Origin of the sequence: Luteibacter anthropi (genome assembly GCF_011759365.1) — a bacterium.
GTDB lineage: Bacteria > Pseudomonadota > Gammaproteobacteria > Xanthomonadales > Rhodanobacteraceae > Luteibacter > Luteibacter anthropi.
This window is the reverse complement of the sequence record NZ_JAARLZ010000015.1, coordinates 23694-50618: the sequence shown is the minus strand read 5'-3', so window position 1 is coordinate 50618 and position 26925 is coordinate 23694. Positions and strand designations below refer to the sequence as shown.

Genomic DNA, 26925 nt, shown 5'->3' with positions numbered 1-26925 from the left:
AAAAACGGGCGTGTGGGGGCGCGCTCCTACAGCGTCAGCTTTGGTTCGGCTTCGGGAGGGCAGGATGCTGAACGACGTCAATGGTGCGCGCGGGCCTTCAATAGCCCACAATTGCGCCCTTCAGCCTACCCCGTTCCTTCCGAGGTTCTTGCCGTCCATGTCTCTTCGTCTCGCGCGACTGTTCACCGCCACGCTGATCGGCCTTAGCGCCTCTGCCACCGTTCTTGCCGCTGGAACGCAACTTGTCTGGCGTGGCGACATCACCACCGCGCGTGGCGTGGTCACCGATGTTGCCAAGGCATGGGAGAAATCCGGCAAGGGCAAGATCGAACTGCAGCCCTTCAACACCGCCTCGGGCATCGATGCCGTGGTCAACGGCACGGCCGACCTCGCCGGTTCGGCTCGTCCGAGCGTGGGCGCCGCGGAACAGGCGCTGACCTTCACGCCGGTGGCGTGGGACGCGCTGGTCATGGTCACCTACCCGTCGAACCCGGTGAGCAACATCACGCTCAAGCAGCTGCATGACATCTACATGGGCCGCATCACCAACTGGAAGGACCTCGGCGGCGACGACGCGCCGATCAACCTCTACTCGGTGGCCAGCCCGGGTGACGGCGTGGAATACAGCATGCGCAAGCTGCTGTTCGGACGCGGCAACCAGCCGGTGGCGGCGCCCCGCCTCTACGTGAACGTGGCCAAGCTCGAAGAGGGCGTCACCCTCGACCGCCACGGCCTCGGCGCCAGCACGCTCGCCGGCGCGGCAGGCAACAAGAAGCTCAAGGTTCTTTCGATCGATGGCGTCGCGCCGTCGTCGTCCACCGTGGGCAGCGGCGCCTATCCGCTCTACACCGAACTCTACCTGGTCACCAAGGATGCCAATCCGAAGGCGGCCGACATCAAGGAATTCCTGGCGTTCGTCACGTCCGGTTCCGGCAGCTCGCTGCTGCGTGCGCATAGCCTGGTGCCCTACGCCGATGGCCTGGCCCTCGCCTCGGGCGATGCCGCGCGTCGCGCGAAGATCGCCTCCGTGGTCGGTACCCGCGCGAACGTGGGCGAACCGATGACCACGCCGACCGCCGTGGCTGCCGCTCCGGCTGCTGCACCGGAAGCCGTCGCCAAGGCCGAAACCAAGGGCAAGGGTGGCAAGACGAAGGAGCCGAAGGCCGCGGTCGCCGCCGCCGAGCCGTCGCAGTTCGCGAAGGTGCAGGGCACCGTCGCCACCACGGCGCACGTCGGTTTCTCGGGTATCCACGCCGATGCCATCACCGTGTCCGATAACGGCAAGCGTGGCGGCAAGTTCGCCAAGGTCACGGCCGACGTGGTCACCGTGAAGGGCAAGCCGGTCGCCAAGCCCCTGGCTCCGACCGACAGCTCCGAGAAGCCCTCGGGCAAGATCGAAACGCCGAAGGTGAGCGAAGCCAAGCCGGCCAGGGTGCAGGAAGCCAAGCCCGCCAAGGCGGAAAAGAAGGAAGTGGCCAAGGCCGAGAAGAAGCCTGCTGCTGCCTCGCACACCTACAAGGTGTCCACCGGCGACACGCTCTATTCCATCGCCAAGCGCCACAACATCGACGTGAACCAGCTTCGTGCCATGAACGGCCTGAAGGACAACAACGTCAAGCCCGGCCAGGTGCTCAAGGTCGGTGCCCGCTAAGCCGTGCTGATCCGCGCCGTCTCGCTCGACCTCGATGACACCCTGTGGCCGGTACTGCCGGCCCTGATCGAGGCCGAGCACTGCGCCGATCGCTGGCTCAAGGAGCATCACCCCGCGGTTGCCAGCGCATGGCCTATCCAGGCCATGCGCGAACTGCGCGAGAAGATCTCCAGCGACTACCCGCACCTCGCCCACGATTTCAGCGAGCAGCGTCGCCTCACCATCCGCCACGCCTTCGCCACCTGCGGCATCGAGGATGCCCCGGTCGAAGAGCTCTGGCGCATCTATTACGTGGCACGCAACAACGTCGAGCTGTATCCCGACAGCCTCGCGGCCCTGGAACGCATCGCTGCGAAAGTGCCTATCGCCAGCGTGTCCAACGGCAATGCCGACCTGGAAATGATCGGCCTGCACCACCTGTTCAAGGCCCGCCTCAGCGCCGGCCGCGTGGGCTTTGCCAAGCCAGACCCGAAGATCTTCCTCGCCGCAGCCCACGAGCTGGGCGTGAGCCCAGCCGAGATCCTGCATGTCGGCGACGACCCGCTGCTGGACGTGGTGGGTGCCCGCGAAGCCGGGCTGCGCACGGTGTGGCTGAATCGCACGGGCGAGCGCTGGTCGCATGGCCCCACACCCGATTTCGAGTTCGCCGACATGACCGCTCTTGCCGACTGGATTGACAACTCGGTCGATGCGCGCCGGTAGAATAGCGGCCTTCAATTGCAATCATCCATTGTCGCGGTTGCCAACGACCGCGAGGCACGGGAGCCGTAATGTCGTTGATCGAACGCAAGTCTGGAAAACGTAACGTCGTCGCCATCGAAACCGTCGACGCCGCCGGCATGGCCGCGGTCGAGGCAAGGCTCAGCGCGACACACCGCCAGTGGCTGGCGGCGACCGGCTTCCGTCCCACGCCTGGCGCCCTGGCGCTGCTTCCCGACGCCAAGGGCCACATCCATCGCGTACTGGTGGGCGTGGATCGCGCCGACCCGGTGTCCGCACTGGGCGACCTGGCGCGCAGGCTGCCGGAAGGCTCCTACGAGCTGGTCGAGGATGGCGTCATCGACGATCACGAGCTGCTGGCGCTCGGCTGGGCATTGGGTGCCTATCGCTTCGAGCGTTACCGCAGCACGGGCCGCGAACCGGCCTCGCTGTGCGTCGACGGCTCCACCCTGCGCACGTTGCAGCCGCTGATCGAGGCCACCGCGCAGGTGCGCGACCTCGTGAACACGCCCACCGAAGACATGGGGCCGGAGCAGTTGTCCGAGGCGATCCATGCGCATGCCGCCGAGCACAAGGCGAAGGTGCGCGAGTGGGTGGGCGACGAACTGCTGGAAGCCAACTTCCCCACCATCCACGCCGTGGGTCGCGCCAGCCATCGTCCGCCACGCCTCATCGAGCTCACCTGGGGCAAGAACTCCAACCCCAAGCTGGTCATCGTCGGCAAGGGCGTGTGCTTCGACACGGGCGGCCTGGACATCAAGCCGTCCGACGGCATGCGCTGGATGAAGAAGGACATGGGCGGCGCGGCGCATGCGATTGCGCTGGCCGGCCTGGTGATGCGCGCCCGTCTGCCGGTGCGCCTCACCCTGCTGGTGCCTGCCGTGGAGAACGCCATCGCCGGTAATGCCATGCGTCCGGGTGAGATCATTCGCACGCGCGGCGGTCATTCGGTGGAAGTGGACAACACCGATGCCGAGGGTCGCCTGGTCCTGTGCGACGCCCTCGCCTTCGCGGCCGAGCAGGCGCCGGATCTCATCGTGGATTTCGCCACGCTCACCGGTGCCGCGCGTATTGCGCTGGGTCCGGACCTACCCGCGTTGTTCACCAACCGCGACCAGCTCGCCGATCACGTGATCGGTTCGGCCGAGGCCGTGCACGATCCGATGTGGCGCCTGCCGCTGTGGCGTCCGTACCGTCGCATGCTGGATTCCTACCTCGCGGACTTTGCCAATGCGGGGCCGTCGCGTCATGCCGGTGCCATCACGGCGGCGCTGTATATGGAGCGCTTCATTCCCGACAGCCAGAACTGGATGCACCTGGACACCTACTCGTGGAACGACGGCGACCGCCCGGCGCATCCGCGCGGTGGCGAGGCCCAGGGCCTGCGCGCGTTCTTCCGCTTCCTGTCCGAACGTTATTCCTGATCGGCGCCTTCGCCGGCAACCTGCGCGCTCCTGGCTTTCCACGCGATGACCGCGCGCAGGTTGCGCTCCATTTCCGCGAGGGTGAGCGGGAAATAGTTGTCGTCCCGGTCCGAGGCCTGCCAGCTGGCGATGCGCTGGTCGGTGGCCGGCACGCCGATGGCGTTGAGGGCCTGGCGCACGTCAGCGGGGTCGAGATCGGTAGCCTGCAACACCAGTTGCCATAGCCAGTTCATGCGCTGCGGATCGACGCCACGCGTCATCGGCGGCCGGGTGTATTCGCGCGCGGGGATGTCCTGGTCTGTCATGCGAAGGCCTTGGGGGAGTCGGCGGGTCAGTATGCCGTCATTGCGCCTTCGCCGCTCTTGTAGGAGCGCGCCTTGCGCGCGACCGGTATTGCGCGAACGTTGAACATGATCGCAGCGTCCGGTCGCGCGCAAGGCGCGCTCCTACAGGGTGTGTGCTTCCGCTTGTGATACCTGCATCCTCAGGCTTCCCGCTGCACCGGGCGCACGACGTACCCGACCGGTAACCAGCCCTGCGCCCCGGGTGCCAACGACACGGTCTCGTACTGCGTCGCATGGACGAAGTGCGCGATGAAGATCACGTTGAGGTAATCGCCTTCCGGCAGGCCCACGGGATCGCGGACACGCGTCACCTCGAACCACTCGCGCGATTGCAGCGGCCCGCGGTCGATCCGTATCCGGCGCAGGTAGCGTTGCCATTCGCCGCGCGGCACGCGCTTCTGCATCAAGGCCCCGGCTTCCAGCCACATGGCATCGGAACGCCTGCCGTCGGCCAGGCGCACCCAGTGGGTGGCACCGCTGACGGCGTTGTCGAGGGAGTTTGGCTGGGGGCCAAGCCGCGGAGTACCCGCGACAGTGAGCAGCGCGCCGATGGCGGCGGCGCTGGGCGTGACGGTGGCGATCCGGGCACCGTGAAAGCTCGACACGCTCATGGGATGTCCTCCGTGGGTGACGGGGACAGGGTCGTATCGTTGGATCAGTGAGGCAATCGGCCTGATGGTCTAGGCCTGGGTGGTGGGGTCGCGCGGCCGGGCGTTGTGGCTTTGCCGGTCGCGCGCAAGGCGCGCTCCTACAAGGACATCGGCGACTTGTAGGAGCGCGCCTCGCGCGCGACCATCAAGCAGCAGCACGACCAGACTAGCGCCTCCCTGTAGGAGCGCGCCTCGCGCGCGACCGGCGAAGCCGAAAATTAGCCCCTCAGCGCTTGCCGAACGCCAGCACTTCGGAGGTGTAGGTCTCGACCACCAGGCTGAAAGGCTCGTTGGCGGCCGTGTACAGCACCGCACGATGCCTCAGCACCTCGTGCGGAATCGTCAGCGCGCCCGCACGCGGTGCCGGCAGCGGGGTGTCCATTTCCCAGCCCTTCGGCAGCGGCGCCCACAGGAGGTCGGCGCTGATCGTCTGGCGGCGGAAGTGGAGGTCCTGCACGACCTTGCCGAACGGCTGGTCGGTGGTGTCGAGGATATGGTTCATCTCCGGCGTAAGCCGCGCGGGGACATACCAGTTATCCGCCTCGGAAAGCACATGCTCGCCGCAGGCCAGCTGCACGCGGCGATAGCGCACCGGCTCGTCGGCGCCGATGCCCAGCGTCTTGCGATCTTCATCCGCCAGCGGCTTGTCCTGTCCCTTCACGCGCCGGGCGAGGATCTTCGCCTCACCGGCCAGTCCGTGATCGCCGCACCAGCGCTCCAGCGTGAGCGTGGCGCTGGGATGGCTGAGCAGGTCGGCGTTGAGGGTTTCCAGCAAGGCCAGGGCCTGCGTGCGCGAGGCGACGTCGTCGCTCCACGCTTCGCGGGCCTGCACGGGAGCATTGCTGGTGGCGGCCATGACAGCGATGGAACCGGCAGCGATGAGGATACGGGTATGCATGGCTTAAAGCCCCTTGGCCGCCTGCGCCACGGCGCGGAACAGCGCGCGGCCCTTGTTCATGGTTTCTTCCCACTCGGCGCCCGGGTCGGAGTCGTAGACCACGCCGCCGCCGGCCTGCACATGCAGGCGGCCGTCCTGGATGACCGCCGTGCGGATCGCGATGGCGGTGTCCGCATCGCCCCACCAGCCCAGCCAGCCGATGGCACCGGCGTAGATGTTGCGCTTGAAGGGTTCCAGCTCCTGAATGATCTCCAGCGCGCGGATCTTCGGCGCGCCGCTGACCGTGCCCGCCGGGAAGGTGGCCTTGATGACGTCCATGTACGACATGTCGCCCTTCAGGTTGCCTTCCACCTGGGACACGATGTGCATCACGTGGGAGTAGCGCTCCACCACGAAGGATTCCGTAAGCTCTACCGTGCCCGTCTCGCTCACCCGGCCCACGTCGTTGCGGCCGAGGTCGATCAGCATCAGGTGTTCGGCGCGCTCCTTCGGGTCGGCCAGCAGCTCGGTTTCGAGCGCGGTGTCTTCGGCTTCGTCCTTGCCACGGCGACGCGTGCCGGCGATGGGACGCAGCACCACGCGGCCGTTCTTCAGGCGCACGAGGATTTCCGGCGACGAGCCGACGATCTGCGTGGTACCGATGTCGATGAAGAACATGTACGGCGAGGGATTCATCGCACGCAGGGCGCGGTAGACGTCCACGGGCCGCGCGTTGAAGCCGATGCTCAGGCGCTGCGAGGGCACCACCTGGAAGATGTCGCCGGCACGGATGTACTCCTGCGCCGTGCGCACCATGGCTTCGTATTCCTCGCGGGTGAACGAGGATTTGAAATCGGATTCATCGAGCGCCGCAGGCTGCAGCAGCTGCGGATACGACACGCCGCCCTGGCGCAGGCGGAAGGCCAGCGCGTCGAGGCGGCGCGAGGCTTCCGCGTAGGCCTGCGGACGCGAGGGGTCGGCATGCACGATGAGGTACAGACGGCCCTTGAGGTTGTCGAACACGGCCACTTCGTCGGCCAGCATGAGCAGGACGTCGGGCGTGCCCAGTTCGTCGCGCTTGTCCCACTGGGCGAGGCGTTCTTCGATGTAGCCGATGGTCTCGAAGCCGAAATAGCCGACGAGACCGCCGGTGAAGTCCGGCAGGCCGGGCAGCCTGGGCACGTCGTACTGCTTGCGCAGTACTTCGATCTCGGCGAGCGGGTCGTCGAGGTGACGGCGCTCGACCACCTCGCCACTTTCTTCCACTTCCAGCTCGTGGCCGCGCAGGCGATACACGCGCCGCGCCGGCAGGCCGATGATGGAGTGGCGTCCCCAGGTGGCGCCGCCCTCGACCGACTCGAACAGGAAGGTATACGGGCCGTCGGCCAGTTTCAGGTACACCGACAGCGGGGTATCGAGGTCGGAGAAGACCTCGCGCACCAGCGGGATGCGGGTGTGGCCCTGCGCGGCGTAGGCGTCGAATTGTTCGCGGGAGATCATGGGGAGTGCATTGAGGGGTGACTCCCGATTGTAGGCCCAGCCGACGACCAGAGGCACGCCCCTGTAGGAGCGCGCCTTGCGCGCGACCGGATAAACCGGAACGTTCAAGCCAAAACCGGTCGCGCGCGAGGCGCGCTCCTACAGGGGATGCCATTCCGGTTTATCCGGTTGCGCGCAGGCGCGCGCCTACACGGAGAGGCGTTGTCGGGGCATGCCGCGCAGGTGGAGGGTGAAGGCGACGCCGTCGTCGATGTTGCGGGCGCTGGCGGTGCCGCTGTGGCGTTCGGCCACGAGGCGCACGACGTAGAGGCCCAGGCCCAGATGTGGGGCATCGCCTGGGGTGGCCTTGTCGCGCAGGCTCACCAGCGAATCGAACAGGCGGCCCTGCATGGCCTCCGGCAGGGGCGGTCCCTGGTTGGCCAGCTCGATCTCGGCGCCGTCGGCCACCGGCCGCAGGCCGATGCGCAGCCAGCCGTCGGCCGGGGTGAAGGACAAGGCGTTGTCGAACAGCTTGTCGAGCGCCTGGGCGATCAGCTCGGGGGCCACGTGCATGCGCACCGGGCCGGGCGGCAGCTCGGTCTGGATACGCCGCTGGCCGGCCAGCCCGCGATACCCCTCGGCGCAGCCGCGCACGATCTCGGCCAGGTCTACGTCCTCGGCTTCGGCCGCGGCGATGGCGCGCTCCATGCGGCTGGCCTCGCTCATGGCGCGCACCAGCGCACCGAGACGGGCCACGCCATCGCGGGCACGCGCCAGGTAGGGCTCGGCCTCCTTCGGCAGGCCGGCATGATCGAGGTTGTCCAGCGACGACTTCACGATCGCCAGGGGCGTATTGAGCTCATGCGACAGCTTGGAAGCCAGCGTTCGCAGGTAATCCGTATAGCCACCCACCACCTCGAACAGGCGCTCGAAGCTGCGCGCGAGGTCACCCAGCTCGTCGGTGGCATCGGTGAGGGGGAAGGGGCCGTCCAGCCGTCCGTCGTTCCGCTGCGCGCGCTCGGCGGCATTGCGCAGGCGACGCAGGCGGAAGGTGAGCCGCGTGGCAAACAGCAGCAATACGCCACCGGCCACCAGCAGCACGGCAAAGCTGGTGATCAGCAGGCCGAACAATGCCCGGTTCGCCAGCAGCGGTACGGAGCGGCTGGGCTGTTCCAGCAGCACCACGCCGTGCAGCTTGCCGCGCATGGTCACCGGCATCGCCGCCGCCAGCACCACGCTGCCGCGTGCCTCGCCGGCACGCCATGCCGTGGAGGGGTGATCCTGCTGGAGCGCACGACGCACCTCGGGCAGGTCGATGCGTGGAGCATCCTCGGCCCAGGGAGCGGCATCGTCCAGGCGCGTGGCGAGCAACGAACGGTAGACCAGCGACGCGAACCAGCCCGGACGATCGGCAGCCGGCATGTCCGGCAGCGACAGCTTGCCGGCCTGCCCCAGCAGCCATGCATCGGGCGACAGCACGCGCACCCGCACGCCATCGGGCGCCAGACGCGCCAGCTCCTGCGACAGCGCCGTGGAGAAATCGAGCAGCGGCCGGTTGTCGGCAGACAACGGCTCGCCACCGCCATCGGCGGCCAGGTGCACGCCGATGCCGAAGTGATCGAGGCGCAGCCCACGCGGCAGGCGGAATTCCGCATGAAAGCCGCCGCCGTCTTCCTGCCACTGGGCGTTGATCCGGTCGGGTAGCACGCCGGCACCGGGATCAAGTGCGATGGCCGTGGTGGGGCCGGGTGCGGCGCTCGCCAGCAGGTAGCGCTGCGCATCGTCGCCGCTGGCGATGGACACGATCAGATGATCGGCCGAGAGGGCCAGGCGATCACCCGCATCCGCACGACGGCGCGATGGCGCGCGTACGTCGACATAGACGTAGAACCAGTGATCGTCCTCGGCCAGCATCACCCGGCCGTTGCGATCCAGCGACTGCGCCCAGGGACTCAGCGGTGCCCAGTCATCGCCGTAACCGTCGACGGTGATGGGCACGTTGGTCCGCTGCACGTACCAGGATTTGCCGGCCGGCGGCAGCGGCGCGTCCACCACGACGAGGCTGCGCGCGAGTGCGCGGGCGGAAGCCACCAGTGCCTGCGCCTGGCCTTCGCGCAGCAGGGTTTCCATCTGGCGCACGTACAGCCATCCGGCCACCGGCAGGGCCAGTGTGCAGAGGGCGACGAGAAGAAGTTTGCGACGAAGCGTCATACCAGGGCTGTTGTAGGAGCGCGCCTTGCGCGCGACCGGGTGTCTGGAAGATATCGCAGGGACGGTCGCGCGCGAGGCGCGCTCCTACAGCGACCGATCAGGGTGTCCAGCGGTAGCCGACGCCATGCACCGTTTCGATGGCGTCGAAGTCTGGCGCCAGCGCCACGAACTTCTTGCGGATGCGCTTGATGTGCGAGGTGATGGTGGCATCGTCCACCACCAGTTCCGCTTCGCGCATGAGCTGGTCGCGGTTCTTCACGTGGCCGGGGAAACGCACCAGCGTGTGCACCATCCAGAACTCGGTGACGGTGAGCGGAATCTCGATGTTGTTCCAGGTGACCCGCATGCGCTCGGATTCCAGGCGCAGCGGACCATGCTCGATCACCGTCTCGCTCGCCGCCGGCGTCTTCAGCGACTCGATGCGGCGGAACAGCGCCGCGATGCGCGCGGCGAGCTGGTGCAGGCTGGTGTCCTTCGACAGGTAATCGTCGGCGCCCAGGCGCAGGCCGGAGATCACGTCGAAATCCGAATCGCGCGCGGTGAGGAAGATCAGCGGCAGCGTGGCCGACTTGGCACGCAGTTCGCGGCACAGGTCGAAGCCGCCTTCCGGCTCGTCGCCCAGGCCGATGTCGATGATCACCAGCTCCGGCAAACGCATGGCGAAGGCGTTGGATGCCTCGGCGCGCGAGCCGTACCCCCGCGCCTCATAGCCGAAGCGATTGAGCGCCTCGACATAGTTGGCACGGATCAGGGGTTCGTCTTCGACGATGGCGATGCTGCGGGCCATGGGTATTTCCGTAAAGTGAATCGGCGTGCGCAGGGTGCAACGCGCAGGGCCTTACCGCAAGCGATTAAGCCCCTTCACGCCGCTTTGCCCGGGCTTTGCCATAAACGGCCTGTAGATTGCCCCGGCGTCGCCGCTGCCGCCGCCCCACCGGGCGATGAACTAGGCACCACGGCGGCCCGTACCCGATCCGCTCCGAAGAGACCCCATGAAGACCAAGCTCGACGCCGACAACACCGAACTGGAACGCAACTTCGAACCCCTGCGGGTGATGCTCGCCCTTGGCGCGCTCGTGCTGGGCATCCTGTTCGGTCTGCACTGACTTCGTGGAACGTGCCAGGGATGGCACAGGAGCGACCGGCGCGCAGGGAAGTGCGCCGGTCGAGGGGCCTGGACGCCGGTTCCCGTCGATTGACCCGTTTCCCCTCGGGACGCTCCTTCAGCCGGAGCCCCTTCACTCCCCCGCCGGTTGGCCGGGGGAGCTTTTTTGCGAGCGCGCCGCGGCATCGCCTATCGGCACCAGCTGCATGTCGCCGACGGTGACGTGGGTGGAATACCCGTAGAAGAACTCCGCCTTTCGCGTCTGCAGGAAACGGGTGAAGGACAGCGCGCTCTGGGCGCCCGCCATGCCGGGTGCCATGCCGCTGGGCGAGGTGAGGCCATCGATGAAGATGCCCCCGCCGAAGTCGGCCAGCCAGGCGATCTGCCGGTACTCGCGATCAAAGCGCCGCTCGGCTCTGGGAGCGGCTACTTCGTCGGCGTACTTCGTCTTCAGGTCCTTCCAGTAGACGTTGGCCTGGGCCAGTTCTTCGGGCGATACCGAGCGAAAGGCGGAAATGAAGGCCGGCTCATAGGTGGGGTCGTGCCGCTCGGCCGAAAGCGCCAGCCAGGCCAGGCCCAGCGGGCGGTTTTTCTCCATGCGATCGCCGTTGAAGTACATGATGCCCAGGGCGTACTGGGCCGGCTTGCTGGCCCAGGCGGCGGCATCCTTGAGGCTTTCGCGCGCCGCGCCGAATTCGCCGCTCCAGTAATGGCGCGTTGCCGAGCAGAAGTAGTATTCGCCAGGCAGGAAGCGCTCCAGGCCGCCTGGACAGGGCGAAAGCAGCTCACCCACTTTGTCTTTCTGGTCGGGCAACGGTTGCGGGCGTTCGCCGGCAGATGCGCTGCCGGCGAGGATCAGTCCAAGGCACAACGATAGAACGACAGTCGTCTTCATCGGCGGTTCCTCCGCGATTCGCTCCCCCGAGCGAAGGGGAACATATCACCTGTCGCGTTGGCTCGCCGTGGAGCGACTCAGCCTGCGTCGATCGCCGCGTGCATGCGGCGGATCACGTCCGCGTAATCGGGGGCCGTGAAGATGGCCGAACCGGCGACGAAGGTGTCTGCGCCAGCGGCGGCGATCTGGCCGATATTGTCGGTGTTGACGCCACCGTCCACTTCGAGACGGATGGCGCGGCCGCTGGCATCGATGCGCTCGCGCGCCTGGCGGATCTTCTCCAGCGCATGCGGGATGAACTTCTGGCCGCCGAAGCCCGGGTTCACCGACATGATCAGCACGATGTCGATCCTGTCGATCACGTGATCGAGCCAGTTCAGCGGCGTGGCCGGGTTGAATACGAGACCGGCTTCGCAACCTTCGTCCTTGATGAGCTGGATGGTGCGGTCCACATGTTCGGACGCTTCGGGATGGAAGCTGATGCTGCGCGCGCCGGCCTTCGCGAAGTCGGGCACGATGCGATCCACCGGCTTCACCATGAGGTGCACGTCGATGTGCTCGGTGATGCCGTAGTCGCGCAGCGCCTTGAGCACCATGGGGCCGATGGTGAGATTGGGGACGTAGTGGTTGTCCATCACGTCGAAATGCACCCACTGTGCACCGGCGTCGAGCACCTTGCGCGTGTCCTCGCCGAGCCGGGCGAAATCGGCGGAGAGAATGGACGGGGCGATGATGGGGGATTGCTTGGCCATGGGGGATACCGTTCGGTTTCAGCACAAGCCGCCAGATTACCGCAGTCCGCTTCCGTAGGAGCGCGCCTTGCGCGCGACCGGTATGGACGGGGTTTATTGGCGTACCTGATCCGGGGGCATCTGGAAGCTGCGCTTTGTGGCGATAGGTGCGGCTTTTTTGCTTCGTTGGGTGTCGCGCGCGAGGCGCGCTCCTACAGAAGGCGGCGGCTGACAGGGCTTACTTGAAGCCGCGTTCGGCCTTGATGCGTTCGTAGGCGGCGTTGATTTCGCTGGCGCGCGCTTCTGCGCGGCGGCGCATGTCTTCCGGCAGGTCGCCCAGGCGGTCGGGGTGGTGCTCGGAGATCAGCTTGCGGTAGGCGCGCTTGATTGCTCGTTCATCGGAGTCGCGCTGGATGCCGAGCACGGCATAAGGATCAGGCCCCTGCGTGTTCCGCTGGGGAGGCACGTAGCCGCCACCACCGCCACCGTAGGACCGATTGCCACCGCCCGTGCCGGCGTTCCACGCATAGCCCTTCATGGCCATCAGCGCCATAAGCTCCATGTCGCTCACGCGCAGCGCAAAGGCCAGCTGGCGCAGGATCGCCATCTTCTCCGGCGACGGCGCGCCTTCGGCCAGCACGGTGTCGATCACCACGTCGATCACTGGGAAGGCGTGGTCACGGCGATGGCCAACCCACTGGCGCAGTTCGTCGATGACTTCAGTGGCGTTGAACTCGGGCTGCTTGCCCTCGTTGAACGCCTCGATGGCCCGGCGGCGCTCGTCCTGGTCGAGGCCCATGCGCGACATCATGCGTTCGGCAATGGCGATTTCCGCTTCGGAAATGCGGCCATCGGCCTTGGCGACCGCGCCGATCAGCGCGAACAGCGGCCCCACGTAACCGCCCTGAGCAGGCGTGCGGCGACGTTGCTGGCGACTGGCGTCGAACATGAAGCCCAGCGCACCGCCGATGAGGGCGCCGAGCAGGTTGTGGGTGAGCCACATGCCGATGACGGCGCCGATGAGCGTACCGGAGAAGTTCATGGAGCGGCCCTGGAGGGGGTCTGTGCGGAGAACCACTCGGCAAGCTGGTCGAGTTCCGCGTCATTGAGGGGACCGACCGCCGCACGCATCACGGGGATGTTGCGGCGGCCGTCGCGATACTGGTGCAAGGCTTCGCGCAGGTAGTCGAGTTTCTGTCCAGCGAGATTCGGCGCCCCGGGAATCCGTGCCATGCCGTTTTCGCCGTGGCACGCCGCGCACAGGCCCAGGCGCGCCGGCTTCGTGGGCGGCGCGGCGAGGACGGGGGCGGAGAGGGCCAGGGCGATAGCCGCGGTCGTCAGGATTCGCATGGACAAGGTGTGGGGACGGAAGCGCCCGATTCTAGCAGGCCCCTCACCTCCCCCGTGCTGCCCCACCTACACCGCGCGATCTGTAGGAGCGCGCCTGCGCGCAACCGGGTTCAGAGAGGTGCGCTGGACGGCGCTACCCCCTCAAAGCTATCGATTCCATGGCGGTTTCGCTTCGTCGGCTGTCGCGCGCGAGGCGCGCTCCTACAGGCAGGGTCGGTACAATGGGGGGATTCCCCGCCTCACCGGAGCCCCGCCGTGCCCACCACCCTGAGCCAATCCGACCTGCCCGGCCTGGACCTCATCCATCGCGGCAAGGTCCGCGACGTCTACGCCCTGCCCGGCAACCGCCTGCTCATGGTGGCGACGGACCGGCTCTCGGCCTTCGACGTGGTGCTGCCCGACCCGATTCCGGGCAAGGGCGAGATGCTCACCCAGATTTCCAACTTCTGGTTCGCCAAGACGGCCCATATCATTCCGAATCACCTCACCGGCGAGGATGTCGCCTCGGTGCTGCCGCCCGGTGTCGATCCGGCGCTGTACGCGAAGCGCGCGGTCGTCACCAAGCGCCTGAAGCCGGTGCCGGTGGAAGCCATCGCACGCGGCTACATCATCGGTTCGGGCTGGAAGTCGTACCAGGCCACGGGCGATATCTGCGGCATCCGCCTGCCGGAAGGCCTGAAGCAGGCACAGAAGCTGCCGGAGCCGATCTTCACCCCGTCGACCAAGGCGGCCGTGGGCGACCACGACGAGAATGTCAGCTTCGAGAAGGTGGTGGCCGACGTGGGCGCCGACCTGGCCAACGCCGTGCGCGAGGCCACGCTGAAGATCTATCGCTTCGCCGCCGAATACGCGGCCGAGCGCGGTGTGATCATCGCCGATACCAAGCTGGAATTCGGTACCGACGAACACGGCGTGCTGCACGTGATGGACGAGATGCTCACCCCGGATTCCTCGCGTTTCTGGCCGGCCGACGAATACCAGGTGGGCATCAGCCCGCCCAGCTACGACAAGCAGTTCGTGCGCGACTACCTGGAGCGGATTGGCTGGAACAAGCAGCCGCCGGCTCCGAAGGTGCCTGCCGATGTCATCGACGGCACGGCCGCGAAGTACGCCGAAGCGCTGGCAAAGCTGGCCGACCTGCGCCTGGGCTGAGTCTTCCGCCCGTGGCGAAATGCGGCATCGCGAATTGAGCCGGATGCCCGGGCGGTGTAGAAGGTGGAAGCGTCCAATGCAGGACGCTTTCCGCCAAGGCAGACCACCCAACCCATGCGCGATGCAGCTACCTGGTTCGGCAACTACAGCCGCGACCACCAGAACCCCACCAACCGCCTGATCCACTGGATCTGCGTGCCGGCGATCACCTGGACCGTCGTGGCGCTGGTGTGGCTGATCCCGGTCCCGTCCTGGCTGGGGCGCCCGGGCCTGTGGGCCGTGCTGGCGATGTTTCTGGCGTTCTGTTTCTACTATTACCGGCTGTCGCGAAAGATCGGCCTGGCCATGGCCGGAGCCTTCCTCATCCTGGCCTTCGTCACCGACACCCTTTACCAGGGCCTGGGCATCACGGGCCTGGCCTGGCTCGCCATCGGCGTCTTCGTGGTGGCGTGGGTGGGCCAGTTCATCGGCCACAAGATCGAAGGCCGCCGGCCCTCCTTCTTCACCGACCTCCAGTACCTGCTGATCGGCCCCGCGTGGCTGATGAGCAAGGCGCTGGGTCGCTTCGGCGTCAGCTACTGATGACGCAATCGCTGCTGACCCTGCTCTCGGCTGCCATCTGGTGGATCATCTATTCCAGCGCCGCCGCGGTGATACCCGCCGTGATGGTCTGGGCGGCGCTGCGCTGGCTGGAACGCGTGCCCGTGGTGTTCAACCGGGCCTACCTGGCCAGCCTGCTCTGGGCCCTGGCCATCGTTGCCACCTGCGGGCTGGTGATTGCCGCCCAGCACGGCAGCGCGGCCGGGCAGTCGCTGTTCGCCCTGCCCTGGATGCGCGGCGTGCTGGTGGCCGACATGCTGCTGGGCGCCCTCCTCATCTGGCGACTGGTGCCGCGCATCGACGCCCGCCGGGTGAAGCCCACCAGCGCCTGCATGGCCGTGGCCCTGGTCATGGTGGTGGTGCTGGTGGTGGGAACCACGATCCATCGATAGGAATCCCCTATCAGGATCATCCAAAGCATCTGTTGGACTCTGGGGATGGCGTCCCCATAATGAGATTCATTCTTATTGGAGAGTCCGGCTATGGCCAGGAAAATCAAATACGCGGCGACGCATTTCAGCATCGCCTTCTCGATGAGCTATGCGGTGAACCAGAACGTCGCCATCAGCGCCCTGGTGGGCATCGCCGAGCCGTTCGCCTTCGCACTGGGCCGTAACGTGGCCCGCGAGACCCGTGCCGGTTTCCAGCTAACGCCCGCCGCCTGATCCACCACCGACGCGCGCGTTGACGGTGGTCACGGCGCGGGTAAAACCTTCGAACGGGATGTCGGTGATGCCGACCAGCCCGATATGCGCGTTCTCGCCATCGAGGATGCGTCCGGTGACAGGCTGGTCCACATACTGGAACCAGTGGGTGCCGACGATCACGCCCGACGCGGCCGCTGCGTCCACGAAGCGCGCATAGGCCTTGCCCCGCTCTTCCTCGTTCGCCACCGCCGCCACGCCATTGCCGAAGGGGCCGCGGTCCGCCGAGCCGAAATGGAACTCGGTGATGAGTACCGGTTTATCCCACTTGCGAAATTCGGCCACGTCGAAGCCGTGTTCGGGCAAGTCTGTATAGGTGTTGATGCTGGTGACATCGGCGAAATGCGAACTGGCTTCTTCTACTTCGGGCGTGCGCACGGCGAGGCGACCACCCAGGAACATGTGGTGCGGGTCGGCCTTCTTCAGGGTGTCGGCCACGGTCTGGAAATAGCGGGTGGCATAGAGCTTCAGGAAGGCGATGTAGTCGGCGGCGATGGCCGGGTGCGCTTCGGAAGGATCCGGCGCATGGAATCCGGCGGCCTCGACGTGGTTCCAGTCAGGCGCTTCCACGCCCCATGCCTTCGCGAAGGCCGCAGCGTCCGGATACGTTTTCTTCAGATACGCGAGAAAAGCCTGCTTGGCGGGACTGTCGGGCCCTTGCACCAGTGAGCCCACGGCAAGCGCCCAACGTCCCTGGGGACCCTGCCCTGCCCACGCCAGTTCGTTATCGGCGAAGTAGCCCAGCAGCCAGGGATCGTCGCGCACGTTCTTGGTCGCGTTCGCCACGGCGGTTTCGGTCGCACGCACGAAGCGTGGATCGAACGGATCGGGCATGCGTCCCCAGTAGTCGTAACCGGTGCTCACCGTGTTGAAGTCGCCGCGGATCAGGATGGGCACGGTATAGGCCATGCGCTTGTCGTTCGCGAAGGCCGGATCGCTCCAGTTTCCGAGCGTGTTGAAACGCCAGGCGCGCAGGCGATCAACGCTGCGCTTGCGCCAGGACGCTTCGATGTTGCCGTCGAACGTGCGGGCGACATTGTTTGCGTAGATATCCCACCAGCGGCCGTGGTTCATGCCGTTGTCGCGCTGCGAGCCGTTGTTGCTGCGGCTGTCCGCCGCGCCGCCGTAGGGACCGTTTGCACCGTTAGTGTCGGTGAACATGAACTCGCGCCCCTGCACGTAGGTGCGACCGTCGGTGCGGTTCACGGCATTCACGCCCAGCGAGAAGAAGGCATGGCCTTCTGGCGTGACGAGCCACCAGCGGTTGCCTTGCTTCTGTGCGTGGAACCAGCCGGTGACCTTCATGGCGGGAAGATCGGTGCGACCACCGTAGCGGTCGAGGCCTTGCACGTCGGCAGAGGCCGTCACTTCGTTGGCGCGTTTCTTCAGTGCGGCGTCGCTGTCGATCTTTTCAGGCCATGTGGCACGCGTGAACTGGCCGTAGCGATCGACGATGCCCGTGTAGGCCGCGCGCAGTTCGTCATCGCCGGCCACGGTATCCAGCTTGCCGAACAGCACCGTCTGCGCTGCGCCGGGCTGGGGCATGGACAACGTCACGGATTGCACCGCGCTGGCATCGAACGCGCCATCGACGTTCGTGGCGACGAGGCGCTTGGTCGCCCCGTCGTCGAATGGCATCGGTGGGCCGACCTGCATGCCGAATGCGCGCGGCGAGGTGGCATGCAGGGGAATCGAAAGAATCTGCGGCGGACCAGGTGGCAATCCCACCGTCGTCTTCAGGTGTTTACCATTCGATGCAACATCCACCAGCAGGGTGACCGGCCAGGGCATGCCATTCTGCACGTCCAGGCGCAGCGTTCCATCGTTGGACCACGACCAGGCACCCTGGGTCGGTGCCAGCACGACGGAAGGCGATGGCGAGGGCTTGAACGTCACCGCGACAAGGTCGCGGCCGTCCGCCGCCTTGCGCACGGTGGGATCGACGGACGCATCGGTAGCCGTTATCCGGAGTGCATCGCCAGGATGCGTGAGATCCAGCGTTCCCGCGTGGGCGGAAGCGATGGTGCCTGCCAACAGAAGAGGAATGATGGGACGCATGAGCGGACCTTATCACTGTAGGAGCGCGCCTCGCGCGCGACCCGGTTACGCCCCGGTCATCCCAGTCGCGCGCAAGGCGCGCTCCTACACATCATCGACCACCTTGTAGGAGCGCGCCTGCGCGCGACCCGGTTACGCCCCGGTCATCCCAGTCGCGCGCAAGGCGCGCTCCTACTTGCGGCGGCGCCAGAGGTAGTAGACGGGAACACCGATCGCGATGATCAACAGGCTCATGCCAGCGTTCTGCGGCTGGGCGATGGCCGTGGCGGCGATCACGCAGAGTACCGTTGTCGTGAAGATAAGCGGCACCACGGGGTAGCCCGGTACGAGGTACGGCGATGGCTCCGATTTCAACTTGCGGCGATACCAGAAGATCGTCGCGATACCAAAGGCATGCGACAGCCACTCGCCTACGGTCGTGTAATCGACCAGCGCTTCAAAGCTACCCGAAAGAATCAGCGCAATCGCCCAGCCACCCAGCGCCATCAGCGCGATCTGCGGTGCATTCGTGCGCGGGTCGATACGCGCGATCGGTTTGAAGAACATGCCATCGGCGCTCATCACCTGGAGCACGCGCGCACCGCCCGCAATGGCGATGCTGCAATAGCCGAAGGTGGAACAGGCGATACCGACGGCAATGACCGTGGCGCCGGCTTCGCCGAACACACGGCGCATGAGGTCGGCCGCAGGCGCCGTGCTCGCCGCGAGGCCGGCATGTCCCAGCCCCGCCATGTAGGCGATGTTCACCAGCACATAGCACACGACCACGCTGCCCATACCGAGACCGAGCGCACGCGGAAGGGTGCGTTGCGGGTCGCGCACTTCTCCGGCGAGATCGTTGAGGTAGTGGAAGCCGCCGTACGCGAACATGGCCGGCAGCAATGCGCCGATAAGCATGCTCGTCGGCACCTCGCGGGTGGTGTCCGCGACGAAGGCGAGCCCCAGATGACCGCGTGCAAGGTACAGGCCCACCACGATCAGCAACGCCACGGCGCTGAGCTTCAGGATGGTGAAGATGTTCTGCATCAACGCGCCGGCACGGATGCCGAACAGGTTCACGGCCACGATGAAGCTGATGGCACCGACGGCGATGGGTTTGACCCATTCGTGCGGCAGGCCTACGGCACGCGCGGCGTAATCCGCGAACGTGGTGGCCACCGCGGCGACGCTGCCGGGGTAGTTGATAAGGGCCATCGTCCAGCCGAAAAGGAAAGCCGGTAGCTGGCCGAAGGCTTCGCGCAGGTAAACGTAGGTGCCGCCGGCCTGGGGGCGCCTTGCGCCCAGTTCGGCGTAGCAGAGCACGCCGGCCAGGGTGAGCAGGCCGCCGATGGTCCACAGAAGGATGACTTCCGTGCCGGAGCCCGTGCTCTTGGCCACCGCCGCGGGGGTGCGGAAGATGCCCGCGCCGATGACGCCGCCAATGACGATCATCGCGGCATCCCAGATGCCGAGGCGACGGAGGTAATGAGCGGGCTGAGGGGCTGGCATCCGGCGACGATGCCATAAGCGACGGCGGTGTGCGATAGGCCGTGCCTGGCGATTTGTAGGAGCGCGCCTTGCGCGCGACCGGGAAAGACGGTGGATCACCAGGGCTCCGGCGTCTACGCCTTGTCGGCTGTCGCGCGCAAGGCGCGCTCCTACAGGAGGATGCTTTGATGTCGAACTATCAGCGACGGTTACGGGATGACGTTCAATACCGGACATTCACGCCTGCGCCATGGTCGCGTTTCCGAAACTGATCGCATCTATCTCGTCACTACGGTGACCTGGAACCGCGCTCCCGTTTTCCGCGACTACCGTGCTGCCCGGATTGCCGCGCGCATCATCCACGGAAGATCAACCTGGCGGCAGGCCGAGTGCCTGGCATGGGTATTGATGCCGGATCACTGGCACGGGCTACTTCGCCTTGATGACGGAGGCGACCTGTCCAAAGCGGTGGGAAAAATGAAATCGTTGGTTGCGCGGGCGTTTCGGGAAGAAGGGCGAACGTCTCCGCTATGGCAGCGGGCGTTTCATGACCGGGCGCTTCGTGAGGACGATGATCTGAAAGCGGCGGCACGGTATATCGTGGCCAATCCGCTCAGAGCCGGACTGGTGCACCGGATAGGCGATTACCCGTACTGGAATGCCGTATGGCTGTAGGAGCGCGCCTTGCGCGCGACTGGGGAGCCCTGTGAATGACCAGGGTTCCCGCATCTGCGCCCTGTGGGCTGTCGCGCGCGAGGCGCGCTCCTACAGGGGCATCGATCATGCCATGCCGTGTGACTGTAGGAGCGCGCCTTGCGCGCGACTGGGGAACCCTGTGAATGACCCGGGTTCCCGCATCTACGCCTTGTGGGCTGTCGCGCGCGAGGCGCGCTCCTACAGGGGACCTACTTTTTCTTGGGGATGTACAGGTCGGTGATCGTGCCTTCGTACACCTCGGCAGCCATGCCGACGGATTCGCCGAGCGTGGGATGCGGGTGGACGGTGCGGCCGATATCGCCGGCTTCGCAGCCCATTTCGATGGCAAGCGCCAGCTCGGAGATGAGGTCGCCCGCGTGCGGACCGACGATGCCGGCGCCGACGATGCGATGGGTTTCCTCGTCGAAGATGAGCTTGGTGAAGCCTTCGGTGCGGTCGATGCCGATGGCGCGGCCGGAGGCCACCCACGGGAACTTGCCCACGCCGATCTTCAGGCCCTTTTCCTTCGCTTCGCGCTCGGTCACGCCGACCCAGGCGATTTCCGGATCGGTGTAGGCCACCGACGGGATCACGCGTGCGTCGAAGAAGCTCTTCATGCCCGCAGCCACTTCTGCGGCCACCTTGGCTTCGTGCGTGGCCTTGTGCGCCAGCATCGGCTGGCCCACGAGGTCGCCGATGGCGAAGATGTGCTTCACGTTGGTGCGCATCTGGCGGTCGACCGGGATGAAACCGCGATCGGTCACTTCCACGCCGGCCTTGTCCGCACCCACCTTGTTGCCGTTCGGCGAGCGGCCGACCGACACCAGCACGCGATCGTACAGCGTGGTTTCGGGGATGCTGTCGCCTTCGAAGGTGACTTCGATGCCCTTCTTCGTGGCTTCGGCCTTCACCACCTTGGTCTTCAGGTGGATGCCCTTGTAACGCTTGGCGATGCGCTGCTGCAGCGGCTTCACCAGGTCGATGTCAGCGCCCGGCATGAGCTGGTCGGCGAGTTCGACGACGGTGACTTCCGCGCCCAGCGAGGCATACACGGTGGCCATTTCCAGGCCGATGATGCCGCCGCCGACCACGAGCAGCTTCTTCGGCACGTCACGCAGTTCCAACGCGCCGGTGGAGTCGATGATGCGCTCGTCGTCCCACGGGAACGACGGCAGCTTCACCGACTGCGAACCGGCGGCGATGACGGCGTTTTCGAAGCGGATGAGCTTCACGCCATCGGCCGTCTGGACTTCCATCTCGTTGGGCGAGATGAAGCTGCCCACGCCGGTGACGGTGCGTACCTTGCGGGCCTTGGCCATCTTGCCGAGACCGCCGGTGAGCTGGCCGACCACCTTGTCCTTGAACGAGCGCAGCTTGTCGAGATCGATCTTCGGCTTGCCGAAGCTGATGCCGTGCGCGCCGATGGCTTCGGCTTCCTCGATCACGGCAGCGGCGTGCAGCAGCGCCTTGGACGGGATGCAGCCCACGTTGAGGCAGACGCCGCCGAGCGTTTCATAACGCTCGACCAGCACGGTATCCAGGCCGACGTCGGCGCCACGGAATGCGGCGGTGTAGCCGCCCGGGCCCGAGCCCAGCACGACGAGCTGGCATTCGATGTCGGCCTTGCGACCGGAGGCGCCGGCCGCCTGCGGAGCGGCGGCGCGCGGAGCGTCCTGCTTCGGCGGCGGCGGGGCCGGCGACGGTGTGGGAGCCGCCGGGGCGTCCTTCACCGAGGCCTGGCCGACGGCCTTTTCTGCCGCCGGCTGCTCGCCTGCGGCTTCGATGGTGGCGATGACGGTGCCTTCGTTCACCTCGGTGCCGACCTGGACCTTGATCTCGATGATCTTGCCGGCCTGCGAGGCGGGCACGTCCATCGTGGCCTTGTCGGATTCGAGGGTGATGAGGCTCTGGTCCTTCTCGACGGTGTCGCCGACCTTGACCAGGATCTCGATGACCGGCACGTCGTGCGAGCCGCCGAGGTCGGGAACCTTCAGTTCGATGTTTGCCATGATCGTGTCCCTCGCGTCAGAGCAACAGGCGACGGATGTCGCCGAGCTGCTGGGCCAGGTACACGGCGAAGCGCGCGGCCAGCGCGCCGTCGATGACGCGGTGGTCGTACGACAGCGACAGCGGCAGCATCAGGCGCGGCGCGAATTCCTTGCCATTCCACACCGGCTTCATCTGCGCCTTGGAGACGCCGAGGATCGCCACTTCCGGTGCATTGACGATCGGCGTGAACGCCGTGCCGCCGATGCCGCCGAGCGAGGAGATGGAGAAGCAGCCGCCGCTCATGTCGGCCGCGGTGAGCTTCTTGTCGCGCGCCTTCTTCGAGATGTCGCCCAGTTCGGCGGCGAGTTCGAGAAGGCCCTTCTTGTCGGCGTCGCGGATCACCGGCACGACGAGGCCGTCCGGCGTATCCACGGCGATGCCCACGTGGAAGTACTTCTTGAGCGTGAGCTTCTCGCCCGTCTCGTCCAGCGAGGCGTTGAAGGTGGGGAATTTCTTGAGGGCCGCAACCACCGCCTTGATCTGGAACACCAGCGGGGTGACCTTGAGGTCCTTGTTTTCTTCGCCGAGCTTCTTGCGGAAGGCTTCCAGCTCGGTGATGTCGGCGTCTTCGAACTGCGTGACGTGCGGAATCATCGCCCAGTTGCGGGCGAGGTTCGCGCCGGAGATCTTCTGGATGCGCGACAGCGGCTTTTCTTCCACTTCGCCGAACTTCGAGAAGTCGACCTTGGGCCACGGCAGGAGGGTGAGACCATTGCCACCGGCCACGGCGCCGCCAGCGGACGGACGCGCACCGGAGGTCATCACGTTCTTGACGTAGGCGGTGATGTCTTCGCGCTGGATGCGACCGCCACGGCCGCTACCCTTCACCTCGGCCACGTCCACGCCCAGCTCGCGCGCGAAGGCGCGCACGGCGGGGCTGGCGTACGGGGCGTTGCCCGGCATGATCACCGAGGCGTCGAACGACACCGGCGGCGTGCGCGGCGTACCGCCGGCAGGAGCCGCTTCAGACTTCGACGGGGCCGAAGCGGCTTCGCACGCAGGCGCGGGGGCCGGGGCCTCGGAAACGGTGGGCTGTGCGGCCGGTGCCGGAGCAGCGGCTTCGCCACCGCCCTGGCCTTCGAGGATGGCGATCAGGTCGCCGTCGTTCACTTCGTCGCCGACCTTGACCTTGATTTCCTTGATGACACCGGCGGCAGGCGCCGGGATGTCCATCGTGGCCTTGTCGGATTCGAGCGTCATGAGGCTCTGGTCTTTCTCGACCGTATCGCCGACCTTGACCATGATCTCGATGATGGGCACCGGCTTGCCGCCGATGTCCGGGACATTGACGTCGACCGGGCCGGAAGCCTTGGACGGTGCGGCGGCCTTGGCGGCGGCCGGAGCCGGGGCGGGAGCGGGAGCCGGCGCGGCGGCCTTTTCTTCCTGCTTCGGCGCTTCGGCCCTGGCGGCCGGGGCATCGCCCTCGGCTTCGACCAGCGCGATCACGGCACCTTCGTCGACCTCGTCACCGACCTTGACCTTCAGTTCCTTGATGACGCCGGCGAACGGCGCAGGAACTTCCATCGTGGCCTTGTCGGACTCGAGCGTCACCAGGCTCTGGTCCTTCTCGACGCGATCGCCGACCTTGACCATGATTTCGATGACGGGAACCGCTTTGCCACCGATATCGGGGACGCGGGCTTCTTTGACGTCGGCCATGGAACCTCCTGAGGAACTTGCGGCGACGGGCGGCGAACCCGGCGTCGGGGGAAGAAAGGGCGCCGTGCTGCGGCGCAACCCATCGATTGTAATCCCTCAGAAGCCGATTCCCACGATTCAAACGATTGTTTAGGACATTCCGCCCTTCCGTAGGAGCGCGCCTTGCGCGCGACCGGCACGGAGAGAAGCGTTTCCAGGTCCGCGCCTTGCGACCGGAAACGCCCCGTTTTTACCCGGTCGCGCGCAAGGCGCGCTCCTACAAGGATTGCAGGACGCAGGGTTTCAGGTCGCCGGGGTTTCGGGGGCGGCCGGGTTGATCAGGCGGATCTCGCTCTGCGGGAAGGGGATGGTGATGCCCTCGTCGGCGAAGCGCTCCTTGATGCGGCGCAGGAGGTTGGTCTGGGCGCCGTACATGTCGGGGACGTTGGCCCAGGCACGGATCACCAGGTTCACAGCCGAATCGCCGAGGGTGTCGGTCCAGACGCCCGGGGCCGGGTCCTTCAGGATGCGCGGATCGGCGGCGAACAGCTCCTGGATCACCTCCATGGCCTTGCCGATGTCGTCGCCGTAGCCGATGCCCACCTTGAACTCGAAACGACGGGTACCGCGCACGTTGAAGTTGATGATGGCATCGCCACCCACCTTGGCATTGGGCACCACGGCCTCGCGGTTGTCCGCGGTGACGATATAGGTGTGCATGAGATTGATGTTCTGCACCGTGCCTTCGACACCGCCCACCAGCACGTAGTCGCCGATGCGGAACGGGCGGAACAGGATCAGCAGCACGCCCCAGGCCAGGTTGGACAGCGAGCTGTTCAGGGCCAGGCCGATGGCCAGGCCGGCGGCGCCGAGGGCGGCGATGAACGAGGCCGTGGGAATGCCGGCCATGCCCATCACCTGGACGATGATGAAGGCGATCAACAGGCCGTAGATGGCGTTGCGCAGGAAGTTGGCGAGCGTGACATCGACACGCGCCCGCTCCAGGGCACGACGGCCGACGTTGGCCAGGCGCGCGGCGATCCAGATGCCGATGACCAGCGCAACGAGCGACAGGCCGATGCGGATGGCGTAGCCAATGAGCAGCACGCGCGTGGCGTGGTCGATGCCTAGGTGGTCGAGAAAATCGATCATGGGCGGGCCCTTGCCTCTGTGGAATTCGCGGCAAAGGCTAGCAACGGGTTTGTGAATACCCGGTTTCTGTATCCGCGGATACCGATCCGGATCGATGACACCACCGCGATCATGGGCCGACCTGCGCTTCCACCGGCTCATGGAAACGGCAGCAATGGTCATATCTCTCTGAAAATGCGAAAATTTGCGGTTGAAGGCGGCCCTCGAAGCGCCAACGACCCACCCGGATACCGTGAAGACCCCACCAGGATTGCAGGCGCTGATCGATGACGGCGTCATCGATGAAGTGCTGCGCCCGCTCAAGAGCGGCAAGGAAGCGGCTGTGTATGTCGTCCGCAGCGGCGACGACGTGCGCTGCGCGAAGGTCTACAAGGACATGGCCCAGCGCAGCTTCCAGCAGCGCGCCCAGTACCAGGAGGGTCGCAAGGTCCGCGGCAGTCGCGAAGCCCGCGCCATGGAGAAATCCACCAAGTACGGTCGCAAGCAGCAGGAAATGGCCTGGAAAAACACCGAGGTGGATGCGCTGTACCAGCTGCGCGATGCCGGTGTGCGCGTGCCCGTGCCCTATGGTTATTTCAACGGCGTGCTGGTGATGGAGCTGGTCACCGATGCCGACGGTTTCTCCGCGCCACGTCTTGGCGAGGTTGAGCTCACCGCCGGACAGGCACGGGAGTACCACGGCGTGCTGGTGCGGCAGGTGCTGCTGATGCTTTGCTGCGGGCTGATCCACGGCGACCTGTCCCCGTACAACGTGCTGGTCGCGCCGGATGGCCCCGTGGTGATCGACTTCCCGCAGGTCGTCAGCGCCGCCGGCAACAATGCCGCGCGCACGATGCTGCTGCGTGACGTCAACAACCTCACCGCGTATCTCGGGCGCTGGGCCAACGAACTGCTGGAAACCTGGTACGGCGAGGAGATGTGGGCGCTGTTCGAGGCCGGCGAACTGCATCCGGATACCGTACTTACCGGTGAATTCACGCCGGACGAATCCGAGGTGGATCTGGACAGCATCCGCCAGTCGATCAACGACGCCCGCGAGGAAGCATTGATCCGGCAGCAGGGTCGTGAAGCGGCGGAAGAAGATTACTGACGCAGGGGCAAGGCGTCAGTACATACGTGATTCAAAAGCGCTCGCCTACCGGCAGATAACGCCACTCGCCCGCAGGCATTGCGCCATTCGGGCCCTTGCCCAGGCCGATCTTGCCGATACGAAGGCGACGGATCGAGATCACATCCAGATCGACCTGCGCGCACATGTCGCGCAACTGGCCCTCGCGTGCGCCCTTGATGGCGAAGCGCAGGCGGGTTTCGTTCTGCCAGCTGACCTTGCATGGTTGCAGGGAACGGCCCTTGTAGCTCATGCCACGGGAGAGTTTCGCCAGGCCATAGGGAGCGATCTGGCCGCTGACTTCCACCACGTATTCGTGCTCGATGAGGTCGGCGTCGTCGGTCAGGCGGCGCCATACGCGGCCATCCTGAGTAAGCACGACGAGGCCGCTGGCTTCGGTGTCCAGCGATACGAGCGGGGTGAGGCGATGGAAGTGGCGGCGTAGCAGGCGTTCGCCGCTGGGATCGTCGGCCCAGCGGGTTTCCGGGGTCACGAGTGCGCTGGCCGGGCGGGTGCCTTCGATGGCGTGGAAGCCGGCAGGTTTGTGCAGCAGGATCGTGGCCGGCTCCACCGCGTCGAGGCGGGCCTCGGGGTCGAGTTCGACGCGCTCGTCGGTGACCTTGTGTTGCGGCAGTTCGATGACGTCGCCGTTCACGGACACCCAGCCGTTGCGGATGAATTGCTCGGCGTCGGCACGGGAAAGGCCGAACTGTTCGCAGACGCGATGGGCAAGCCGGACGGGAATGGACATGAAGCAAACCTGCTGTTGTAGGAGCGCGCCTTGCGCGCGACCGGGTATGACGGAGAAATCGGTCGCGCGCAAGCACGCTCCTACAGAAGAGGGTTGCATGCGGCGGAAGAGAG

Annotated in this window: 25 protein-coding genes; 9 read left to right on the top strand and 16 right to left on the bottom strand. The window is 66.2% G+C overall.

From position 1 onward, the window contains the following. The first annotated feature begins 157 nt into the window (after positions 1-157). The 3 genes from HBF25_RS20600 to HBF25_RS20590 all read left to right on the top strand — a co-directional run bounded on the left by HBF25_RS20600 (position 158) and on the right by HBF25_RS20590 (position 3795). On the top strand, positions 158-1651 hold the full coding sequence (locus HBF25_RS20600; protein WP_166952278.1) for a LysM peptidoglycan-binding domain-containing protein: 1494 nt from the start codon (positions 158-160) through the stop codon (positions 1649-1651). Positions 1652-1654: 3 nt separating this feature from the next. Next, entirely contained in the window at positions 1655-2353 is a 699-nt protein-coding gene (locus HBF25_RS20595; protein ID WP_166952275.1) for an HAD-IA family hydrolase, read from the top strand. Between the two features lie 68 nt (positions 2354-2421). After that, positions 2422-3795, top strand: coding sequence for a leucyl aminopeptidase family protein (locus HBF25_RS20590; protein ID WP_166952272.1), 1374 nt, complete (start codon positions 2422-2424; stop codon positions 3793-3795). On the opposite strand, the gene HBF25_RS20585 is transcribed toward HBF25_RS20590, so the two are convergent. The 10 genes from HBF25_RS20585 to HBF25_RS20540 all read right to left on the bottom strand — a co-directional run bounded on the left by HBF25_RS20585 (position 3786) and on the right by HBF25_RS20540 (position 13437). After that, positions 3786-4100 carry a hypothetical protein gene (locus HBF25_RS20585; protein ID WP_166952269.1) on the bottom strand — a complete coding sequence of 105 codons (315 nt, stop codon included), beginning with the start codon at positions 4098-4100 and terminating at the stop codon, positions 3786-3788. The genes HBF25_RS20590 and HBF25_RS20585 overlap by 10 nt on opposite strands. Before the next feature lie 179 nt (positions 4101-4279). Next, the gene (locus tag HBF25_RS20580) at positions 4280-4750 is read right to left on the bottom strand and encodes a DUF4019 domain-containing protein (RefSeq protein WP_166952266.1); all 471 of its coding nucleotides are present in this window, start codon (positions 4748-4750) and stop codon (positions 4280-4282) included. A gap of 265 nt (positions 4751-5015) precedes the next feature. After that, on the bottom strand, positions 5016-5687 hold the full coding sequence (locus tag HBF25_RS20575) for a hypothetical protein (protein ID WP_166952263.1): 672 nt from the start codon (positions 5685-5687) through the stop codon (positions 5016-5018). Between the two features lie 3 nt (positions 5688-5690). Further along, positions 5691-7166, bottom strand: a complete 1476-nt coding sequence (gene trpE, locus HBF25_RS20570) for an anthranilate synthase component I (RefSeq protein ID WP_166952260.1) — start codon at positions 7164-7166, stop codon at positions 5691-5693. A gap of 186 nt (positions 7167-7352) precedes the next feature. Continuing rightward, positions 7353-9356, bottom strand: coding sequence for an ATP-binding protein (locus tag HBF25_RS20565; protein WP_166952257.1), 2004 nt, complete (start codon positions 9354-9356; stop codon positions 7353-7355). 97 nt (positions 9357-9453) lie between these two features. Beyond that, positions 9454-10143: a proteobacterial dedicated sortase system response regulator gene (gene pdsR / locus HBF25_RS20560; protein WP_166952254.1), complete on the bottom strand. Its 690-nt coding sequence runs from the start codon at positions 10141-10143 to the stop codon at positions 9454-9456. A 451-nt stretch (positions 10144-10594) separates the two neighbouring features. Then, positions 10595-11356 (bottom strand): SEL1-like repeat protein, encoded by a 762-nt coding sequence (locus HBF25_RS20555; protein WP_166952251.1) that lies wholly within the window; start codon positions 11354-11356, stop codon positions 10595-10597. A gap of 77 nt (positions 11357-11433) precedes the next feature. Then, positions 11434-12108: a ribulose-phosphate 3-epimerase gene (gene rpe, locus HBF25_RS20550; protein WP_166952248.1), complete on the bottom strand. Its 675-nt coding sequence runs from the start codon at positions 12106-12108 to the stop codon at positions 11434-11436. Between the two features lie 217 nt (positions 12109-12325). Then, positions 12326-13129: a co-chaperone DjlA gene (gene djlA / locus HBF25_RS20545; protein WP_166952245.1), complete on the bottom strand. Its 804-nt coding sequence runs from the start codon at positions 13127-13129 to the stop codon at positions 12326-12328. Continuing rightward, complete coding sequence (locus HBF25_RS20540) at positions 13126-13437, bottom strand: c-type cytochrome (protein WP_166952242.1); 312 nt, start codon at positions 13435-13437, stop codon at positions 13126-13128. Before HBF25_RS20540 ends, djlA begins: the two co-directional genes overlap by 4 nt. Before the next feature lie 255 nt (positions 13438-13692). On the opposite strand from HBF25_RS20540, the gene HBF25_RS20535 reads away from it, so the two are divergent. From HBF25_RS20535 to HBF25_RS20520, 4 genes are all read left to right on the top strand, one after another. Continuing rightward, a complete protein-coding gene (locus tag HBF25_RS20535; protein WP_166952239.1) occupies positions 13693-14589 on the top strand; it encodes a phosphoribosylaminoimidazolesuccinocarboxamide synthase in 897 nt (298 codons plus the stop codon). A gap of 114 nt (positions 14590-14703) precedes the next feature. Then, positions 14704-15171, top strand: a complete 468-nt coding sequence (locus HBF25_RS20530) for an Mpo1 family 2-hydroxy fatty acid dioxygenase (RefSeq protein WP_166952236.1) — start codon at positions 14704-14706, stop codon at positions 15169-15171. Beyond that, the gene (locus HBF25_RS20525; RefSeq protein ID WP_166952233.1) at positions 15171-15581 is read left to right on the top strand and encodes a hypothetical protein; all 411 of its coding nucleotides are present in this window, start codon (positions 15171-15173) and stop codon (positions 15579-15581) included. The genes HBF25_RS20530 and HBF25_RS20525 overlap by 1 nt, the downstream gene beginning before the upstream one ends. A 90-nt stretch (positions 15582-15671) precedes the next feature. Further along, complete coding sequence (locus HBF25_RS20520) at positions 15672-15854, top strand: DUF2061 domain-containing protein (protein WP_166952230.1); 183 nt, start codon at positions 15672-15674, stop codon at positions 15852-15854. Here the strand turns inward: HBF25_RS20520 and HBF25_RS20515 are convergent. Together HBF25_RS20515 and HBF25_RS20510 are read right to left on the bottom strand one after the other, a co-directional pair. After that, complete coding sequence (locus HBF25_RS20515) at positions 15837-17951, bottom strand: beta-agarase (RefSeq protein ID WP_166952227.1); 2115 nt, start codon at positions 17949-17951, stop codon at positions 15837-15839. The genes HBF25_RS20520 and HBF25_RS20515 overlap by 18 nt on opposite strands. Positions 17952-18122: 171 nt before the next feature. Continuing rightward, the gene (locus HBF25_RS20510) at positions 18123-19439 is read right to left on the bottom strand and encodes an APC family permease (protein ID WP_166952224.1); all 1317 of its coding nucleotides are present in this window, start codon (positions 19437-19439) and stop codon (positions 18123-18125) included. A gap of 195 nt (positions 19440-19634) precedes the next feature. Between HBF25_RS20510 and HBF25_RS20505 the strand changes: the two genes are divergently transcribed. Then, on the top strand, positions 19635-20093 hold the full coding sequence (locus HBF25_RS20505; protein ID WP_166952221.1) for an REP-associated tyrosine transposase: 459 nt from the start codon (positions 19635-19637) through the stop codon (positions 20091-20093). 230 nt (positions 20094-20323) lie between these two features. On the opposite strand, the gene lpdA is transcribed toward HBF25_RS20505, so the two are convergent. From lpdA to HBF25_RS20490, 3 genes are all read right to left on the bottom strand, one after another. Continuing rightward, entirely contained in the window at positions 20324-22123 is a 1800-nt protein-coding gene (lpdA, locus tag HBF25_RS20500) for a dihydrolipoyl dehydrogenase (RefSeq protein ID WP_166952218.1), read from the bottom strand. Between the two features lie 16 nt (positions 22124-22139). Next, a complete protein-coding gene (gene aceF / locus HBF25_RS20495; RefSeq protein ID WP_166952215.1) occupies positions 22140-23822 on the bottom strand; it encodes a dihydrolipoyllysine-residue acetyltransferase in 1683 nt (560 codons plus the stop codon). A gap of 282 nt (positions 23823-24104) precedes the next feature. Further along, positions 24105-24953, bottom strand: a complete 849-nt coding sequence (locus HBF25_RS20490; RefSeq protein ID WP_166952212.1) for a mechanosensitive ion channel family protein — start codon at positions 24951-24953, stop codon at positions 24105-24107. Between the two features lie 232 nt (positions 24954-25185). On the opposite strand from HBF25_RS20490, the gene HBF25_RS20485 reads away from it, so the two are divergent. After that, positions 25186-26043, top strand: a complete 858-nt coding sequence (locus HBF25_RS20485) for a PA4780 family RIO1-like protein kinase (protein WP_166952209.1) — start codon at positions 25186-25188, stop codon at positions 26041-26043. Between the two features lie 31 nt (positions 26044-26074). On the opposite strand, the gene HBF25_RS20480 is transcribed toward HBF25_RS20485, so the two are convergent. Continuing rightward, entirely contained in the window at positions 26075-26812 is a 738-nt protein-coding gene (locus HBF25_RS20480; protein WP_166952206.1) for an rRNA pseudouridine synthase, read from the bottom strand. Positions 26813-26925 lie beyond the last annotated feature (113 nt).